Here is a 17563-nt window from a genome sequence, read left to right as displayed (position 1 = left end):
GGCGGCATGGCCGGGCGGCCGATCGACCACCGGCGGCGCGCGGAGCTGCTCGACGCGGCGGTGGACCACGCCGCCGACCGCGGCTTCGCCGAACTCTCGCTGCGCCCGATGGCCGCCGCGCTCGGCGTCTCCCCCACCACGCTGGTGCACCACTTCGGCAGCAGGGAGCAGCTGCTCGCCGCCGTTCTGGGGCGGCTGCGCGAGCGCGTCGCGCTCACGCCGGGCTCGTACCCGGATCTCGCGACGGCCGCCCGCTCGGTCTGGGAGCACAGCGCGAGCCCGGAGCAGCGAAGCGTCTTCCGGCTCTTCTTCGCCGTCTACGGCAGCGCGGTGCAGGCCCCCGACGCCTACGCCGAGTTCCTCGCCGAGGCGGGCACCGAGCTCACGGCCGCACTGTGCGCGGCCCAGGGTCCGGAGGCCGACCCCGCGGTGGCCGCCCGGCGCGCGACCCTGGTGATCGCGACCCTGCGCGGCCTGCTCCTCGACCTGCTCGGCGGCGGCGATCCGGCCCGGATCCACTCCGCCGCCGCGGATTTCCTGGCCGGGCTGTGACCGCTACGCTTCGCCGGTGGCGATAACCCGGGAAGACCTCGTCGGCTACATCGAGCGGGACCTCGATGCCGATCTCGCGCGCTGGTTCGGCGATCGGCCGCGCGCCGAACTCGACGAAGCGGAGGTGCGGCCGATCGAGCCGTTCCTGACCCGGCTCGCACCGCGCGACGCCGCCGCGCTGGCCGCCTACGACCGGCGGGCGCGGGCGGGCGCACTGCCGGACATCCTGGACATCGCCGACTGGTCCTACGGCTTCGACTTCGCGGCCAACGACTGCGGCGTCCTGGACAGCGACTACAGCACCGAGGTGCCCTCCGACGAGGTCTACACCGTCGGCGCGGACGGCGGCGGCAACTACTACACCGTGCTCACCAACGGCCAGGTGGCGGTCTGGTTCCACGAGGAGGAGGTGCTGGAGGGCGGCACCCGCTTCGACGACCTGGACACCTTCGTCTGGTCGCTGGTCCGCTATCACGCGGTCCGCGAAGGGGCGCTCGATCCGGCGGAGGTGATCGCCGACTTCCAGGCGCTCGGCCAGGCCGGAGCGGTGGCCCCCGAGGTCGGGCTACTCGCCTCCATGCGCCCGCGTGCCGGTCGGAGCTGACGGACCGACCCGGGGCGGACTATTCCAGCCTTATGTCCGAAAGAGCGCAGACGACAGTCGAGAGCACCAAGCGGGGCCGGGTCACCGTCATCACGCTGCGCCGCGAGGCCAAGCGCAATGCCATCGACGCGAGCATCACCGAGGGAATCGACAACGCGCTCAACGAGTTCGAGGACGACCCCGAGCAGTGGTGCGCCGTCCTCACCGGCGGCGACCGCTTCTTCTCGGCAGGCGCCGACCTGGCCGCCGGCCCCGGCGAGCCGACCCCGCGCGGCGGAATCGCCGGAATCATCACCAGGGAGCGCGGCAAACCGCTGATCGCCGCGGTCGAGGGCTTCGCGCTCGGCGGCGGGCTGGAGCTGGTGCTCTGCTGCGACCTGGTGGTCGCCGCCACCGACGCCAGGTTCGGGCTGCCCGAACCCAAGCGCGGCCTCATGCCCGACTTCGGCGGCGCCTTCCGCATCACCAGGGCGCTGCCGCCCAATGTCGCCAGGGAGCTGCTGCTCACCGGCGACGACATCGACGCCGCCCGCGCCGAGCGCCTCGGCTTCGTCAACCGGCTCACCGAGCCGGGCGCCGCCCTGGCCGGGGCGCTCGAGCTGGCCGAGCGGATCTGCACCAACGCGCCGCTCGCCGTGCGCGGCGCCCTCCGGATCGCCGACACCGCCGTCGCGGGCGACGAATCCGCACTCTGGGAGCTCTCGCACGCCACCCACGCGGAGCTGCTGCGCTCGGCGGATCTGCGCGAGGGGCTCACCGCTTTCTTCGAGAAGCGCACACCGCGCTGGTCCGGCAAATAATAGCCACCTGACATCACTGATAGTGGTGCAGCAGCGGCGCATCGCGCCCATTGTCGCGGACATGTGACCGTGCTAACGTCCAGACACCTGTCTAGATGTTTGTACAGTCTGCGAGGAACGCCTGATGGACACCGCGATCACCGCCCGCCACCGAACCCGGCACGCACTTCCCGCCCTGCTGATCGCGGCGGGGCTGACCCTGACGGCCTGCGCCGCCGACACCGGCAACTCCGCGCCGAGCGCGCAGGTCGGCAGCACCACCACGCTGCCGGAGAAGCCCGCCTCCGGCGCCCCGATCAAGATCGGGTTCGTGAGCCCGGAGGGCGGCCCGCTCGGCCAGCTCCCGGACGCCAGGATCGCCGCGGAGGCGGCGACGACGTACGTGAACAGCAATCTCGGCGGGGTCGCGGGCCGCCCGATCGACCTGGTGGTCTGCAAGGAGAAGGAGGACCCGGCCAGCGCCCGCGACTGCGCCAACCAGCTGGCGGGCGCCGGGGTGGTCGCGGTGGTCGCGCCGGTGACCGGGCAGGGCGACGCGCTGGTCCCGGTGATCACCGGCGCGGGCATCCCGTACGTCACCTCGGTCGGGCCGAGCGGCGCGGAGATGACGACGCCGAACTCCTTCGTGCTCACCGGCGGCGTACCCGCGGCCTTCGCGGCGGCGGCCAAGTACTCGGGGTCGCGCGGGTACAAGAAGGTCGTGATCCTGGTGAACGACGCGGGCTCGGTGGTGGCGAGCGTGAAGTCGCTGGCCGAGCCGTCCTTCGGCGGCGCCGGGGTCGGGCTGGACACCGTCGGCGTCCCGATGGGAACGCCGGACACCACACCGCAGGTCAGCGCGGCGCTCGGGCAGAACCCGGACGCCATCTTCATCGTCGGCGAGAGCACCCTGTGTACCGCGGTGCTGCGCTCGCTGGACGCCCTCGGCTCCACGGTCGACAAACTCACCACCTCGACCTGCCTGGACCAGGACGTCGCCGAGGCCACCGGCCCGGCCGTCGAGGGCGCGCGGGTGATCTCCTCGGCCGAGGTGAGCTCGGACGACCCGGACACCGTCACCTTCCGCACGGTGATGGCGCAGTACGCGCCGGGAACCGACATCTACGGCTTCGCCTTCTCCGGCTACCAGGCGCTGCTCGGGCTGGTGCGGGCCATCCAGACCGTGCCGGGCGAGTTCACCCCGGCGGCGGTGAGCGAGGCGCTGCGCACCGCGAAGGCCGTCCCGGTGCCGATCGGCGGCGGGCTGACCTTCACCTGTGACGGGCAGCAGGTGTTCGTGCTGAGCTCGGTCTGCGGCCGCGGCGCGATCGTCTCCACCGTGCGCGACGGCAAGCCGAGCGACCCGCAAGTCATCGAGTGAGCGAGCACCTCGCCTTCCTGGCGCTCGGGCTCGGCAACGGCGCGGTCTACGCCGCGCTCGGGATCGCCCTCGTGCTGACCTTCCGCTCCTCCGGGGTGGTCAACTTCGGCACCGGCGCCATCGCGCTCTACATCGCCTACACCTTCGCCTACCTGCGCAAAGGTGAACTGCTGCTGCCGATCCCGGGGCTGCCGACCTCGGTCTCGCTGGGCGGGCCGCTCGGCGTCGCCCCCGCCGTCGCGATCGCGCTGCTGATCGCGGCGGCGCTGGGCGCGCTGCTCTACGCGCTGGTGTTCCGGCCGCTGCGGCACGCATCGGCGGTGGCGAAAGCGGTTGCCTCGCTGGGGGTGATGCTGGTCGTGCAGGATGTGCTGGCGCAGCGGGTCGGCACCAGCCCGGTGGTGGTGAAGCCGATCTTCGCGACCGGAAGCATCACGATCGGCGCGTCCCGGGTCCCCACCGACCGGCTGCTGCTGGCCGCGGTGATCGTCGGCATCGCGGTGGCGCTCGGGCTGATCTACCGGTTCACCCGCTTCGGGCTGGCCACCAGGGCCGCGGCCGAGACCGAGCGCGGCGCGGTGCTCTCCGGGCTCTCCCCGGATCGGATCGCGCTCGGCAACTGGGCGATCAGCACCGTGGTCGCCGGGGTCGGCGGGATTCTCATCGCGCCGATCGTTCCGCTGATCCCGCTCTCCTACACGCTGTTCATCGTGCCCGCGCTTGCGGTGGCGTTCGCCGGGAACTTCTCCTCGCTCACCGTCACCGTGCTGGCCGGGCTCGCGGTCGGCGCGCTGCAGGGCGAGGTCACCCATCTCCAGGTCAGCCTGGACTGGTTCCCGAAAACCGGGATGAGCGAGCTGATTCCGCTGGTCCTGGTACTCGCGGTGCTGCTGCTGCGGGGCACCCCGCTGCCCGGCCGCGGCGCGCTGGTGTACCGCTCGCTGGGGCGCTCGCCGCGGCCACGACGGGTCGGGCTCGCCACCGTCGCCTGGGGTGCGGTCGGGGTGCTCGCGGTGTTCGCGACCTCGGGGAGCCTGCGCGCGGCGCTCATCGTGAGCTTCGTGCTGGCGATCATCGCGCTCTCCCAGGTGGTGGTCACCGGGCTCGCCGGGCAGGTGTCGCTGGCCCAGCTCACCCTCGCCGGCGTCGCGGCCTTCCTGCTCAGCCGCTTCGCGCACGACCTCGGCATCCCCTTCCCGCTCGCCCCGCTGGCCGCGGCGCTGGTGACCGCCGCGATCGGGGTGCTGTTCGGGCTGCCCGCGCTGCGCACCCGCGGGCTGCCGCTCATGGTCGGCACGCTGACGCTCGCGGTGTTCCTCGACGCCTTCTGGTTCCAGAACTCCGCGGTCAACGGCGGGCTCACCGGGGCGCCGGTCCCCGCGCCCGGGATCTTCGGGCTGGACCTGGGAATCGGTGCGGGGCAGAGCTACCCGCGCGCCGCCTTCGCGCTGCTCTGCCTCGGCGTGCTGCTCGCGGTCGCGGTCGGGGTGGCGCTGCTGCGGCGCAGCGGGCTCGGCGCCGCCATGCTCGCGGTGCGCGCCAACGAGCGCGCCGCCGCGGCGGCCGGGGTCGACGTGCGCCGCACCAAGCTCACCGCCTTCGGGCTCGGCGCCTTCATCGCCGGGCTCGGCGGCGCCCTGCTCGCCTACCAGCAGACCCTGGCCACCGCGCCGACCTACCCGGTCTTCGCCGGGCTCGGGCTCTTCGCCATCGCCTACGTCACCGGCATCACCTCGGTGACCGGCGCGGTGCTGGCCGGGCTGCTCGGCGCGGGCGGCTTCGCCTTCACCCTGCTCGGCGAGCACCTGGAACTCGGCGCCTACTACGCCTCGATCAGCGGGCTGCTGCTCATCCTGGTGCTGATCTGGTACCCGGAGGGGCTCGCGGGTCGCGTGCACGCGCTCGCCGAGCGGCTCCCGGCACCACGGCGTCGCGTGCGGACCGCGGTACCGGCGGAGATCGCGCCACGGGAGGGGCAGCCGCTCACCGCGAGCGGGGTGCGGGTGCGGTACGGCGGGGTGGTCGCGGTGGACGACGTCGCGCTGACCGTGCGGCCCGGTGAGATCATCGGGCTGATCGGGCCGAACGGCGCGGGCAAGACCACGCTCATCGACGCGCTCAGCGGCTTCGCCGACGCCGCGGGCACCATCACGCTCGGCGACACCTCGCTGGAGCGGCTCGCCCCGCACCGGCGCAGCCGCACCGGGCTCGGCCGCTCCTTCCAGGGCATCGAGCTCTACGACGACCTGACGGTCAGGGAGAACGTCGCCGTCGGGCTGGCCGCCGCCCGCCATGGCGAAAAAGCGACGCCGGACGCGGTTTTCGCGCTGCTCGGGCTCACCGAGGTGGCCGAGCGGCCCGTGCGCGAGCTGTCCCAGGGGCAGCGCCAGCTCGTCGGGGTGGCCCGGGTGCTCGCCGGAGCGCCCGCCGTCGCGCTACTGGACGAACCCGCCGCCGGGCTGGACACCGAGGAGAGCCGCAGGCTGGGCGACCAGCTGCGCACGGTGCGCGACGCGGGCACCGCGCTGCTGCTCGTCGACCACGACATGGAGCTGGTCTGGACCATCAGCGACCGGGTCCTGGTCCTCGACCTCGGCCGGGTGATCGCCGAGGGCACCCCCGCCGAGGTCCGCGCCGACCCGCGCGTCATCGAGGCCTACCTGGGCCGCCCGACCACGGAGGCCGTCTCGTGACCACCCTGCGCCTGGACGCCGTCGCCGCCGGCCACCTCCCCGGCCATCCCTGCGTGCGCGGGATCGACCTGGAGATCGCCGCGGGCGAGGTGGTCGCGCTGCTCGGCCCCAACGGGGCAGGCAAGACCACGCTGCTCGGCGCGCTCGCCGGGCTGCTCCCGCACCGCACCGGCACCGTCACGCTCGGCGACACCGCGCTGCGGGCCGGGCGGGCCAGGGCGGCGGCCAAGCGCGGACTGGTGCTCGTCCCGGACGACCGCGCCCTGTTCACCGGGCTCACCACCGAACAGAACCTCACCCTGGTCGCCCGCGAGAAAGCGGACGTAGCAAGGATTCTCGGCTACTTCCCCGCCCTCACCACGCGGCTGCGGGTGCGGGCGGGCCAGCTCTCCGGCGGCGAGCAGCAGATGCTGGCGCTGGGCCGGGCTCTCGTCACCCGGCCGCGTGCGCTGCTCATCGACGAGCTCTCGATGGGGCTGGCCCCGGCCGTCGCCAAGACGATCCTGCCCACCATCCGGCGGGTGGCGGCGGACGAGGGCATCGCCGTGCTGCTGGTCGAGCAGCACCTCGAGCTCGCGCTCGGCGCCTCGGACCGCACCGCCGTCCTGGTGCACGGCCGCACCGCGCTGATCCGCGAATCCACCGCGCTGCGCGCCGATCCGGCCGCGATCGAGCGGGCCTACCTCGGCGTCGCCTGACGCCGCGGCCGGGTGAAGAAGCGGGCGGGTGAAGAAGCGCGCCGCGTCGGCGACGGTCGTTCGGTGTCGTCGAGGCGAAGAGCCGTGCAGAGTCAGGCGTACTCGATGCCTGCCCCGGCCAGCGGTGCCGGTTCCGCACTCCCGACCACTGAAGCAGCCCGAGCGCTCAGCGGCAGCAGCGGATGGTTCGACGTGTGACGTGCCGCCCTGCCGGAACTACGAAGATCGCGGTCCGCGCTGCTCCCAGATCTCGCCGATTTCGTCTCGATTCCAGGCGGCCACGGCCGCTATCCGAGGGCACACGCAACCGCGCGGTATGCGGCACAACCGTGCGTTGGGCAAATAGCATTCGCCATCCAATCCGGCGAGTCGGCGTCGAATGCGCGGCGAGCGGCACCAGCAGTCCGTGGATCTCGCCGGTATCGGTATGGTCGACCGAGTCAGATCGGGGGTGGGGACAGCAGCCCCGCGTCGGCGGCGCGCAGTGCGACTCCAGCGCGGCTACGGGCGTCGAGTTTGGTGATGATGCGGCTCACGCGGTCTTTGACGGTGTGGATGCTCAGGTGGACCTGCTCAGCAATGTCCTGGTTGGAATAGCCTTCGGCAACGAGCTGAATGATCGGCAGGTCGTGCTCATCGAGCCCGACGGCCCGCACGATCGACTTCTGCATCACCTGCTCGATCGCTTCGAGTGCGCGCTCGGCCTGGTCCGGATGGGTCGAGATGCGCCCGGCCATCAGGCTGAAACGGCGATACAGGTCCATCGCCGCACGCTGCTGGTCTTCGAGCAGCGTCAACCGGCTGGTCTTGTCGGCCAGCTCGGACTGCAGCTGCTTCAGTTCGGTGATATCGCGGCCGACTCCCTGCCGTCCGATGACCCGGCCATCGCGATACACGCTGCCGGCGTGGATTTCCATCTCGCGAATTTGCCCGTCCGGCCGCAGAATCCTGGTTTCGAAATAGGGATGCCGGGTCGGATCGGCCAGACCTTGCCGGAACCTCTCTATCGTCGCTTCGAGCGCATCGGGAGCTACGACTGTGGAGAAGTGCTCGCCCCGCAGGCTTTCTGCTGCCCACCCGAACAGGTCGGCCCCGGCAGGGTTGACGTAACAAAAACGTCCGCGCAGATCGACCGCGTAGATCACGTCCGCGAGCCGGGCGAGCAACTCCTCGTGATCGAGCCGAAACGGACCATCGACACTGTTGGTCACACCGAAAACCTACGGGATCAACAGCGGGCCGTCATAGGCACACGGCGTCGAAGACCCCCGAACGAGGTGTTCCGGACGACTTCCGGGGGTGGTCCAGATCACCTCACCGGCCCGAGGATGGCAGAAGCGAAGATGAAGGAGAGCTTGTGCCGACCGTCGAGTCCCCTCGGGATGTCCACGATTGTCCGGACCTGGACACCGCCACGACGATGTGTGATCTGCTGTCCAGTACAGCGGCCCGCCACCCGGATGCCGTGGCGGTGCGTGCCTATGGATCTTCGGCCGAGTGGACCTACCGGCAGCTGATGGCACGAGCCACTGCGGTGGCGGTCCGGCTGCGCGGGCTCGGGGTTTCCCGGGGTGCAACGGTGGCTATCATGCTGCGCAATCGGCCCGAATTCCATGTCGTTGACGCGGCGGCGATGCTGCTGGGTGCGGTTCCGTTCAGTATCTACAACACGTTCGCTCCCGGGCAGATCCGCCATGTGGTCACCGACGCCGGTGCCGATGTGGTGATCACCGAGTCCTGCTTCGTGTCCGTGCTGGCAGCTGCTCGCGACCTCGGCACACCGATCCGGCACCTGCTGACCGTCGATGAAATCGTCGACGACTGCGCGCACCTCCTCGCGGAATTGGCCACCGAGGACATCGACGTCGACTTCGACACCGCCGGGCGGGTGCAGCCCGGCGATCTGCTGACCCTGATCTACACCTCCGGCACGACCGGTCCACCCAAGGGGGTCGAGCTGACACATGCGGGAATGCTCGCCCAGCTCCGCGGCGTCCACGCCGTTGCACCGCTACCCCGGGGCGGCAGGCAGGTCAGTTTCCTTCCCGCGGCCCATGTCGCCGACCGATGGTCATCGCACTACTCGGCCCTGATGACATACGCCAACACCGTCACCTGCGTCGCCGACACCGCCGATCTCCCCGCTGCGCTGATCGAGACCCGCCCGACCGTCTTCGGTGCCGTCCCTCGAGTCTGGGAGAAGCTCAAAACCGCACTCGAAACCGCGTACCCGCACGACGTGGCCGCCGATGCCGCGGCCGACCCGGCACTCGCGGCATCCCTGCGCGAACAACTCGGCCTCGATCAGGCCCTATGGGTGATCACCGGAGCAGCTCCGACGCCGCGCGCGGTCGTCGAGTTCTTCCTTGCCCTGGGCATGCCGCTGTGCGAGATGCTGGGAATGTCGGAAGCCTCGTGTGTCGTAGCCACCAACACCCCGGACGCGCTACGAGCAGGGAGCGTCGGACGCCCACTGCCGACGATCGAGACCCGCCTCGCCTGCGACGGCGAACTCTTGATTCGCGGACCCCAGATCATGCGCGGATACCGAGGGCGGCCCGACCAGACCGCCGAGGCGATCGACACCGATGACTGGTTCCATACCGGCGACGTAGCCCGCATCGACGACGGATTCCTCTGGATCGTGGACCGCAAGAAGGAACTGATCATCAACGCAGCGGGCAAGAACATGTCGCCTGCCACCATCGAACTGGCGATCCGATCTGCGGGCAACCTCATCGCCCACGCCTGTGTCATCGGCGAGGCCCGCCCCTACAACGTCGCCCTGCTCGTCCTCGACCCCGATACCGTCGCCGGCGTGACCACTGGTGACCCGGTACTGCACGCCCGCGTCGCCGAACAGGTCGACCGCGCCAACGCCACCCTGTCCCGAGTCGAGCAGATCAAGAGGTTCCTGATCCTCGAGGGCAACTGGACGCCCGGCCTCCAGCTCACCCCCACCATGAAACTCCGACGCGCCCAGATCACCACCATGTACGCAGCGCAGATCAACGACCTCTACGACACCCACTGACCGAGGTGCAACCGAACAGCGTTGCCATCTCGACGCTGCTGGATTCACTCGACATGCCTGCCGTCACCGATGACGACAGGAACCGCAGGAGAAGGCAATTCATGTACTTGAACCGAACAGACAGTGACCAGGTGCGGTGCGGTTCCGACCCCGCGCCGCATCGGCGGCGCGCTCAGAAGCGCCGTCGGGGGTGGGACATCGGCGTCCTCGCTGTCACAGTGGCCGCGGCCGTGCTGTCCACACCAACGGTCGCCGCCGCCGACCCGGCCCCGGCCGCGCTGGACCCGGTTCCCTCTGCCGGGTGCGCCAACCCTGCGACAGCGCCGGGCGAGACGACTCGACCGTTCACCGCTGCCGGTCGCACCGGCAGTTTCATTCAGGATGTCCCCCTTGCTCCCGCCGGGACCCCGCTGCCGGTGGTCTTCGATATGCACGGCTATCTGCAACCCGCGCTGATGCAGCGGCAATGGAGCGGCGTGGCCGAGTACGGGATGAGCCACGGCTACGCGACCATCTCCCCGGAAACGACCGCGTTCCCGCCGAAATGGGACTACACCCCCGGCGGGGGCGACATCGCCTACCTGTCCGAGCTGTTGACCCACGTCGAACAGACACTGTGCGTCGACCGGCGCCGGGTATACATGACCGGCCTGTCGATGGGAGGGTTCACCTCATCGGCCGTGGCATGCCAGCTCGCCGACAGGTTCGCCGCAGTCGCTCCGGTCGCAGGCCTCGAGAATTTTTCGTGGTGTCAGCCGACTCGCCATATTCCGATTGTCGCTTTCCACGGCACCGAGGATCAGATCGTCTCCTACACCGGCGGTCTCGGCCCCGTCGGCCAGAACCTCCCGGCCACGGACGGCTCCGCGCGCACCGCGGGACAGCAACTACGAGAGACCCCGCCCGGCCAGATACTCAGCGTGCAGAGCGTCCCGGACCAGGCCGCCGCGTGGGCCGCTCGCAATGGATGCGGCTCCGCTCCGGCCGTCGACCGAGTGACGACCGATGTGACCCGCACGGTCTACCCGTGTGCCACCGACAGCTCCGTGCAGCTGTACACCATCGAAGGAGGCGGCCACACCTGGCCCGGCGGTGATACCACAACCGTGCCGGAACCGATCGTCGGGCGTGTCACGAACACGATCAGCGCCACTCGGATCATCTGGGACTTCTTCCGAGCCCACCCTCTCGGCACACCCATCCAATCCTGACCACACGGGCCCGCAGCCAGCGCTGCGGGCCCTGTGCGTCGCTGGGCCGGACACGCGGCTACCCCGGGGTGCACCCCTGAGTTAGTTCGCGCCCATCCGAACCGGACGCCCGCCTTGATTGCGCTGTCCGCCTGACAGCGGACGACCTACCTGACTTGGTTCACCCTGATGAAGGCGGTCAGCGCACTGCAGTCGCGATGGCCGTCGTCCTCCCGCAGAAGGCTGATGTACTGCTGCTTGTCGAGCTCCCAGTCGTAAAGCTCGAGCAACTCCGAATCCTGGGCTGCTGCGAAGACGAGATCCGCGAGCAGGCGGGTCGTCCGCCCGTTGCCGTCAGTGAAAGGGTGGATGCGGACCGTCTCCGCGTGCACTGCGATACCGAGTTGGCGTGACGTCCAGTCGTTCGTGTGCATCCAGCGGTATCGGATCGAATCCAGCGACGTGCGGAGTTCGACAGCGATCTGCTCGGGAGCGACTCCGATGTTCAGTTCTCGTCGACGGAAAATGCCCGCCCACTGCCATATGTCCTTGTACAGGCGTTGATGCAGATCTCGCAGGAAGTGATCGGTCAACAACTCATCCAGGGGCAAACCGCCGTCGAACACGGCATTGATGAGCTCTTCAGCAATCTCTTCCTGGATCGCCTGCTCGAGGTCGTATAGCGCAGCCTTGCCGCCCGAGCCCTCGATCAAGGCCCTGACCGGCGGAACCAGCATCTCGGCCTCGTCGTCGCACAGTGGCGTCTCGCCGTATCCCGGCTCGAAGGACATCAGGCTTTCTGCTGGCGTTCGGCCAGGTAACGTGCGACGTTGGTCGACCTCACATAGCCCTCGGGCAAGGTGCGGCGTTCGAGCCGCGCCGACGCCTTGGTCGACCGCGCTGCTATTCGCTTGACAGCCGCCTTCGTCACTGTTCGACGCTCCATTCGCGGCACCTCACTCTCGTAGCGATCATGGTAGCGCCGCCGCGGTGCTCCTTGCTCAGGTGAGGGTCGGGGCCGCTGGCGACGGGCCGAGCTGAGCGGGCGGTGCCTACCTCGGCGTCGCCTGACGCCGCGGGCGGGTGAAGAAGCGCGCCGCGTCGGCGACGGTCTCCTCGATCGGGCGCGGCGCCCAGCCGAGTTCGCGCACGGCCTTGCCGTGGTCGAGGGGGGTCATGGTGTGCATGAGCCGCATGCTGACCCTCGTCACTCGGACGTCCTTCCGGGTGACGAAAGCGGTGAGTTCGCCGAGCAGGCCGGCGAGCGGGAGCACCGCGCGCGGGATGCCGTAGCGGGCGGGCGGGGCGCCGGTGATGCTCGCGGCGAGGTCGTGCAGGTCGCGGGTGGCGCGCCAGCCTGCCGAGACGATGTAGCGCTCGCCCGGCCTGCCGTGCTCGGCCGCCAGGACGAGTGCCTCTGCGGCGTCCCGGATGTCGACCACCTCGGCGCCGGCGCCGCGCACGTACAGCGGCAGTTTGCCGCGCGCGGCCATGGCGACGAAGCTGCCGTGCGGGGTCGGCAGGTAGTCGCCGGGGCCGTAGGTGTTGGCGACGCACATGGCTACAGCGGGCAGGCCGCGCTCGCGGGCGAATTCGAGCACGAGTTCCTCGGCCCGCACCCGGGATCGGACGTAGTCCCCGCCTCGGCGCTGCCAGTTGTGCGGGCCGCTCTCCTCGTCGATCGGGGTGGTGCCGATGGGCAGCGTGGCGACGCTCGAGGTGAAGACGAAGCGGCGCGGTCCGGCTGCCGCGGCGACTTCGAGCACGGTGCGCAGTGATTCGACGTTGGTGCGGTACAGGGGGGCGGGGTCGCGCAGCCAGGGGCGGGCGTCGACCACGCAGTAGTACACGACGGCGCAGCCTGCCATGGCCGTGCGCAGCGACTCCGGGTCGGTGATGTCGCCGTGCACGATCTCGGCGTCGACGCCGTCCAGGCCGCGTAGCGAACTCGTCGGGCGGACCAGCGCCCTGACCCGCTCGCCGCGCTCGGCGAGCGCGCGGGTGACGTGCGAGCCGAGGAAACCGCTGGCGCCGACGACGAGGCTCGTGCTGCTCATGCCCCGAAAGTAGACGACTGTCCAGACGGGCGTCAATGGTCAGCGGAAGAGCCGGGGCACCGCCGCTTCCAGCTGGTCGGCGACCTCCGGGTAGGAGGCACCGCCGATACCGGCGCGCATGATGCCGCCGGTGTAGAGCAGCTCCAGCAGGAAGACGATCTGCGCGTCACCGTCGGCGCCGACCGCGGCGGCGATCAGGCGGTGGATGTGTCGGCCGATCTCGGTGCGCAGCAGCTCCACGTCCGGGTCGGAGCTGTGCAGGGCGGCGGAGACGGCGTGCCCGAAGGCGGGTTCGTCGGCGGCGACGAGGGCCAGGTAGCGCAGCACTCCGACCACCCGGACCAGCACGTCCGGGGAGTCCGCTCCCTCGGGACTGCCCGCGGTGAGCCTGCGCCAGTAGACCTCGGCGATGAGGTGCTCGCGGGAGGAGAAGTAGGTGTAGGCGGTCGCCCGCGCCACCCCGGCTTCGGCGGCGACCATGGGCAGCGTGAGGTCCGGGTAGCGCACGGTGCGCAGCGTCACGACGGCGGCGCTCGCCAGCCGCTGCACGGTCTCGGCCCGCTTGCCGGAGAGGCGGCGGCGGGCCGATTCGGCCGGAGCGGGATCGGACACGCTGTCGAACGCTACAGCGGGCGCTCCGCTCCCGTCTCCGCCGGGTGGGCCACGAACACGCGGCGGGCCGGTTCGATCCAGGAGCGGGCGGCGGTAGCGCTCGTGCCGCGTCAGGCACCCGGCGGATGGGCGAGGCGTCTCAGGATCGCGGCGGTGACCTCGGCGGGCACCTCCTCGGGGAGCCAGTGGCCGCGGCCATCGAGGACTACCAGATCCAGCCCGCCGGGCACGTGCTCCGGGCACAGGTCGGCGCTGGTCCGCGCGACGGCGATGTCCTCGGTCCCCCAGATCAGGGTCGCGGGGACGGTCACCGGGGGCACCGCCGCCCAGTCGGTGCCGATGGCGCGGTACCAGTTCAGCGCGGATTTCATGGCATCCGGTGGCAGCAACCGCGCGATGTGCCGGTCGGCGACTTCCTCCGGCACCGCCGTCCCGAACCCGAGCCGCAGCGCGGCGGCCCCGTCGGCGGCGAGCAGGTCCTCGGAGCCGGGCGCGATCAGGTACTCCAGGTAGCTCGACTTCTCCCGCTGCACCGGGTCGTCCGCGATCGCCGCGGCGAAGGCGGCGGGGTGCGGCACGGAGAGCGCGGTCACCGAGGTCACCCGCTCGGGATGCCGGGCGGCGACCGCCCAGGCGACGACGGCGCCCCAGTCGTGCCCGACCAGGTGGACGGCGGGCAGCCCGATGGCGTCGCAGAGCGCGACCACGTCGGCGACCAGCTCGCGCAGCCGATACGGGTCGACCCCGTCCGGGCGCGCACCCGGCGAGTAGCCGCGCTGATTCACAGCCCAGCTGCGCACCCCGTGCCCGGCGAGCGCGTCACCGATCACGTCCCAGGAGGCGGAGCTCTGCGGGAACCCGTGCAGCAGCACCACCCCGTGCTCCCCGCCACCGCCGCGCACGTCGACTTCGAACTCCAGCCCGCGCAGCCGCAACCGCTCCGTCGTCACCATCAGCGCAGGATAACCGCATCGATGGACATCAGTATGGACAACTGTCCACACAATTCCGGAACTTGTTCTATTTTGGGGTGGTCGCCGAGATCGGGAGATGAGAGTAATGACCGAACCAGTGCTGGTCGGAGCGGTGCGCACCGCGATCGGACGTGCTTACAAGGGCACCCTGACGGAGACGCCGCCGGAGGCGCTCGCGGCGGCGGTGCTGCCCGAGGTGCTGCGCCGCGCCGGGCTCGACCCGGCCGCGGTGGACGACGTCATCCTGGCCGAGTCGCACTACGGCGGCGGCGATCTCGCCCGCTACGCCGCGGTCGCCGCCGGGCTGACGGCCGCGCCGGGCCAGTCGGTGAACCGGCACTGCGCGGGCAGCCTGACCGCCATCGCCAACGGCGCCGCGCACATCGGCACCGGCATGGAGCGGGTGATCGTCGCGGGCGGCGTGCAGTCGCTGTCGCTCAACCCGGCCATGCGGGTGCGGATCCCCGGCACCGCGGAGTTCCGCGAGGGCTGGCTGCCCCCGTCGCACCCGGAGACCCCGGACGCCCCCGCGCTCGACATGTCGATCACGGTCGGCTGGAACACCGCCCGCAAGGTCGGAATCTCCCGGGCCGAGATGGACGCCTGGGCCGCGCGCTCGCACCACCGGGCCGTCGCGGCCATCGACGACGGCCGGTTCGCCGAGGAGATCGTGGCGCTGAAGGTCGAGCGCCCGGACGGTTCGGTGGTCGATTTCGCGGTGGACGAGCACCCGCGCCGGGACACCACGGTGGAGCGGCTCGCCCAGCTGAAGGTGCTGCACCCGGAGATCGAGGGCTTCTCGATCACCGCGGGCAACAGCAGCGGCATCAACGACGCCGCCGCGGCCGTCGCGCTCACCGCCCGCGACTACGCCGAGGCCGAGAACCTGACCGTGCTGGCTCGGGTTCGGGCCTGGGCGAACGCCGCCGTGCCACCGGCCGACACCGGGCTCGGCGCGGTCGCGGTGATCGGCAAGGTGCTCGACCGGGCCGGGCTGAAACCCGCGGACGTCGCGCTGTGGGAGATCAACGAGGCCTTCGCCTCGGTCCCGATCGCCGCGGTCCGCGAGCACGGGCTGGACGAGGAGCTGGTCAACTTCTCCGGCAGCGGATGCAGCCTCGGCCACCCGATCGCGGCCTCCGGCGCCCGGATGATCACCACGCTGATCTACGAGCTGCGCCGCCGCGGCGGCGGGATCGGCGTCGCGGCCATGTGCGCGGGCGGCGGCCAGGGTGGCGCCGTCGTGGTCGAGGTCTGAGCCGTGCCGGATACCCCGATCATCGACGTCGTCCGCGCGATCGAGCGCGAACTCACCGCTCCCGGCGCCCCCTTCGAGACCACCGAGGTCGAGATCGGCGGGCACCCGGTGCCGACCTATCGGCACGGGGCGAGCGATCTCGCCGGGATCCTCGCCGATATCGAGCACCGGTTCGCCGCCAACACCCTGACGGTCGGCACCGAAACACACAGCTACGCCGAGGTATTCGACCGAGCGCGGCGGCTGGCCGGAGTACTGCACCGGCAGCACGGGATCGGCGCGGGCGACCGCGTCGGCATCGCCATGGCCAACCGGCCCGCCTACCTGGTCGCGCTGTTCGCCGTCGCCCGGCTCGGCGCCGTCGCGGTGCTCTACAACAGCCGCGGCAGCACCGCCGAGCTGGCGGCGGCGCTCGCCGACGTGCCGAGCCCGGTGATCGTCGCCGACCCGCCCCGGCGCACCCTGCTGCACGGCATCGCCCCGGACACCGCGCTCATCGGCACCGACGAACTCGACGCCCTGACCGCCGACGCCGCCGACGGCCCCGCGCACCCGGTCCCGCCGGACGCGGAGTGCCTCATCCTGTTCACCTCGGGCACCTCCGGCCGGGCCAAGGGCGTGCGGCTCACGCACCGCAATATCGGCAATGTGGTGCTGAACATGCGCTTCGTCACCGAATGCAACCTGCGGATCGCCGCGCACCGCTACGGCATCGCGCTGGCGGACATCCGCGGGTTGATGCCACCGGTCTCGGCGCTGCTGATCTTCCCGCTCTTCCACGTCTCCGGCCTGGCCGGGCTCTTCTCGGTGCTCAATACCGGCGGCCACGTCGCCACCATGACCCGATGGGACGCGGAGACGGCGGCCGCGCTCATCCACGAGCACCGGATCACCCTCATGTCCGGCCCGCCGATGACCGTGGACGAGCTGCTCAAGCTGCCGGACGCGCAGGAGAAGCTGAGCTCGCTGATCAACCTCACCCCCGGCGGCCAAGCCACCCCGCCCAACCTCACCGCCCGCATCACCGCCACCCTGCCCGCCGCCCAGCGCAGCGCGGGCTGGGGCATGACCGAGACCGCGGGCAGCGTCTGCACCGCGGGCGGTGCACTGCTCGGCGACTTCCCCGACACCGCGGGGCCGATGAGCCCGACCATGCGGGTCCGCGTCACCGACGCAGGCGGCGCCGAGGTGCCCGCCGGCACGATCGGCGAACTCGAGCTGCGCGGCGGACTGGTGATGGCCGGCTACGTCGGCGCCGAGCCGCAGCACGGCTGGCTGCGCACCGGCGACCTCGGCTACCTGGACGAGCACGGCCTGGTGTACCTGGTCGACCGGAGCAAGGACATCGTCATCTCCGCCGGGGAGAACATCGCCTGCACCGAGATCGAGGCCGCGCTCATGGCCGGGGACGCCTTCACCGAGGTCGCCGCCTTCGGCGTACCGGACGAGCGGCGCGGCGAGCGGGTGGTCGTCGCGGTCACGCCGGCGCCGGGGCGGGAGCTCGACGCAGAGCAGGTGCGCGAGCTGGCCCGGCGCACGCTGCCGGAGTACAAGGTCCCCGCCGAGGTGCTCTTCGACCAGAGCCCGCTGCCGCGCAACGCCACCGGGAAGCTGCTCAAGCGCGAGCTCCGGCGGCGCTACGCGGCGCGCTGATCAGATCCGGAAGCGGCCGGCGAAGCCGCGCAGCGGCAGGTCGGCGCTGGTGATGATGCCGGGCCGGGCGGCGACCAC

At 71.2% G+C, this 17563-nt stretch carries 15 protein-coding genes; 10 read left to right on the top strand and 5 right to left on the bottom strand.

Features of this window, described 5'->3' with window-relative positions:
* The first annotated feature begins 6 nt into the window (after nucleotides 1–6).
* The 6 genes from ACFUJ1_RS28900 (at nucleotide 7) to ACFUJ1_RS28875 (ending at nucleotide 6707) form a co-directional block, all read left to right on the top strand.
* Nucleotides 7–552, top strand: coding sequence for a TetR/AcrR family transcriptional regulator (locus ACFUJ1_RS28900; RefSeq protein ID WP_378650485.1), 546 nt, complete (start codon nucleotides 7–9; stop codon nucleotides 550–552).
* A 16-nt stretch (nucleotides 553–568) separates the two neighbouring features.
* Nucleotides 569–1156 (top strand): hypothetical protein, encoded by a 588-nt coding sequence (locus tag ACFUJ1_RS28895; RefSeq protein WP_378650484.1) that lies wholly within the window; start codon nucleotides 569–571, stop codon nucleotides 1154–1156.
* On the top strand, nucleotides 1153–1956 hold the full coding sequence (locus ACFUJ1_RS28890; RefSeq protein WP_378650532.1) for an enoyl-CoA hydratase-related protein: 804 nt from the start codon (nucleotides 1153–1155) through the stop codon (nucleotides 1954–1956). Before ACFUJ1_RS28895 ends, ACFUJ1_RS28890 begins: the two co-directional genes overlap by 4 nt.
* A gap of 124 nt (nucleotides 1957–2080) precedes the next feature.
* On the top strand, nucleotides 2081–3316 hold the full coding sequence (locus ACFUJ1_RS28885; RefSeq protein WP_378650483.1) for an ABC transporter substrate-binding protein: 1236 nt from the start codon (nucleotides 2081–2083) through the stop codon (nucleotides 3314–3316).
* A complete protein-coding gene (locus tag ACFUJ1_RS28880) occupies nucleotides 3313–6009 on the top strand; it encodes an ATP-binding cassette domain-containing protein (protein WP_378650482.1) in 2697 nt (898 codons plus the stop codon). The genes ACFUJ1_RS28885 and ACFUJ1_RS28880 overlap by 4 nt, the downstream gene beginning before the upstream one ends.
* Complete coding sequence (locus ACFUJ1_RS28875; RefSeq protein ID WP_378650481.1) at nucleotides 6006–6707, top strand: ABC transporter ATP-binding protein; 702 nt, start codon at nucleotides 6006–6008, stop codon at nucleotides 6705–6707. The genes ACFUJ1_RS28880 and ACFUJ1_RS28875 overlap by 4 nt, the downstream gene beginning before the upstream one ends.
* Nucleotides 6708–7147: 440 nt before the next feature.
* On the opposite strand, the gene ACFUJ1_RS28870 is transcribed toward ACFUJ1_RS28875, so the two are convergent.
* Complete coding sequence (locus ACFUJ1_RS28870) at nucleotides 7148–7918, bottom strand: PAS domain S-box protein (protein ID WP_378650480.1); 771 nt, start codon at nucleotides 7916–7918, stop codon at nucleotides 7148–7150.
* Nucleotides 7919–8064: 146 nt separating this feature from the next.
* Here ACFUJ1_RS28870 and ACFUJ1_RS28865 point away from each other — a divergent pair, with 146 nt between their 5' ends.
* A complete protein-coding gene (locus tag ACFUJ1_RS28865; RefSeq protein WP_378650479.1) occupies nucleotides 8065–9741 on the top strand; it encodes an AMP-dependent synthetase/ligase in 1677 nt (558 codons plus the stop codon).
* Nucleotides 9742–9746: 5 nt separating this feature from the next.
* Nucleotides 9747–10952, top strand: coding sequence for an alpha/beta hydrolase family esterase (locus ACFUJ1_RS28860; protein ID WP_378650478.1), 1206 nt, complete (start codon nucleotides 9747–9749; stop codon nucleotides 10950–10952).
* A gap of 146 nt (nucleotides 10953–11098) precedes the next feature.
* Here ACFUJ1_RS28860 and ACFUJ1_RS28855 read toward each other — a convergent pair whose 3' ends face one another.
* The 4 genes from ACFUJ1_RS28855 to ACFUJ1_RS28840 form a co-directional block, all read right to left on the bottom strand.
* Nucleotides 11099–11722 (bottom strand): Fic family protein, encoded by a 624-nt coding sequence (locus ACFUJ1_RS28855; RefSeq protein ID WP_378650477.1) that lies wholly within the window; start codon nucleotides 11720–11722, stop codon nucleotides 11099–11101.
* Between the two features lie 261 nt (nucleotides 11723–11983).
* A complete protein-coding gene (locus tag ACFUJ1_RS28850; RefSeq protein WP_378650476.1) occupies nucleotides 11984–12988 on the bottom strand; it encodes an NAD-dependent epimerase/dehydratase family protein in 1005 nt (334 codons plus the stop codon).
* Between the two features lie 39 nt (nucleotides 12989–13027).
* Nucleotides 13028–13600, bottom strand: coding sequence for a TetR/AcrR family transcriptional regulator (locus ACFUJ1_RS28845; protein WP_378650475.1), 573 nt, complete (start codon nucleotides 13598–13600; stop codon nucleotides 13028–13030).
* A 110-nt stretch (nucleotides 13601–13710) separates the two neighbouring features.
* Entirely contained in the window at nucleotides 13711–14553 is an 843-nt protein-coding gene (locus tag ACFUJ1_RS28840; RefSeq protein ID WP_378650474.1) for an alpha/beta fold hydrolase, read from the bottom strand.
* Between the two features lie 106 nt (nucleotides 14554–14659).
* Between ACFUJ1_RS28840 and ACFUJ1_RS28835 the strand changes: the two genes are divergently transcribed.
* Nucleotides 14660–15832: a thiolase family protein gene (locus ACFUJ1_RS28835; RefSeq protein ID WP_378650473.1), complete on the top strand. Its 1173-nt coding sequence runs from the start codon at nucleotides 14660–14662 to the stop codon at nucleotides 15830–15832.
* Nucleotides 15833–15835: 3 nt separating this feature from the next.
* On the top strand, nucleotides 15836–17485 hold the full coding sequence (locus tag ACFUJ1_RS28830; protein WP_378650472.1) for an AMP-binding protein: 1650 nt from the start codon (nucleotides 15836–15838) through the stop codon (nucleotides 17483–17485).
* Nucleotides 17486–17563: the final 78 nt, after the last annotated feature.

It is taken from the genome of Nocardia sp. NPDC057227 (assembly GCF_042669725.1).
In the GTDB taxonomy this organism is placed as follows: domain Bacteria; phylum Actinomycetota; class Actinomycetes; order Mycobacteriales; family Mycobacteriaceae; genus Nocardia; species Nocardia asteroides_A.
The sequence above is the reverse complement of the archived record's forward strand: the minus strand, read 5'-3'. Positions and strand labels throughout refer to the sequence as shown.

Coding starts and splice junctions, on each gene's coding strand:
- ACFUJ1_RS28885 (WP_378650483.1), top strand. CDS start 2,081: ATGGACACCGCGATCACCGCCCGCCACCGAACCCGGCACGCACTTCCC.
- ACFUJ1_RS28835 (WP_378650473.1), top strand. CDS start 14,660: ATGACCGAACCAGTGCTGGTCGGAGCGGTGCGCACCGCGATCGGACGT.
- ACFUJ1_RS28855 (WP_378650477.1), bottom strand. CDS start 11,722: ATGTCCTTCGAGCCGGGATACGGCGAGACGCCACTGTGCGACGACGAG.
- ACFUJ1_RS28840 (WP_378650474.1), bottom strand. CDS start 14,553: ATGGTGACGACGGAGCGGTTGCGGCTGCGCGGGCTGGAGTTCGAAGTC.
- ACFUJ1_RS28850 (WP_378650476.1), bottom strand. CDS start 12,988: ATGAGCAGCACGAGCCTCGTCGTCGGCGCCAGCGGTTTCCTCGGCTCG.
- ACFUJ1_RS28900 (WP_378650485.1), top strand. CDS start 7: ATGGCCGGGCGGCCGATCGACCACCGGCGGCGCGCGGAGCTGCTCGAC.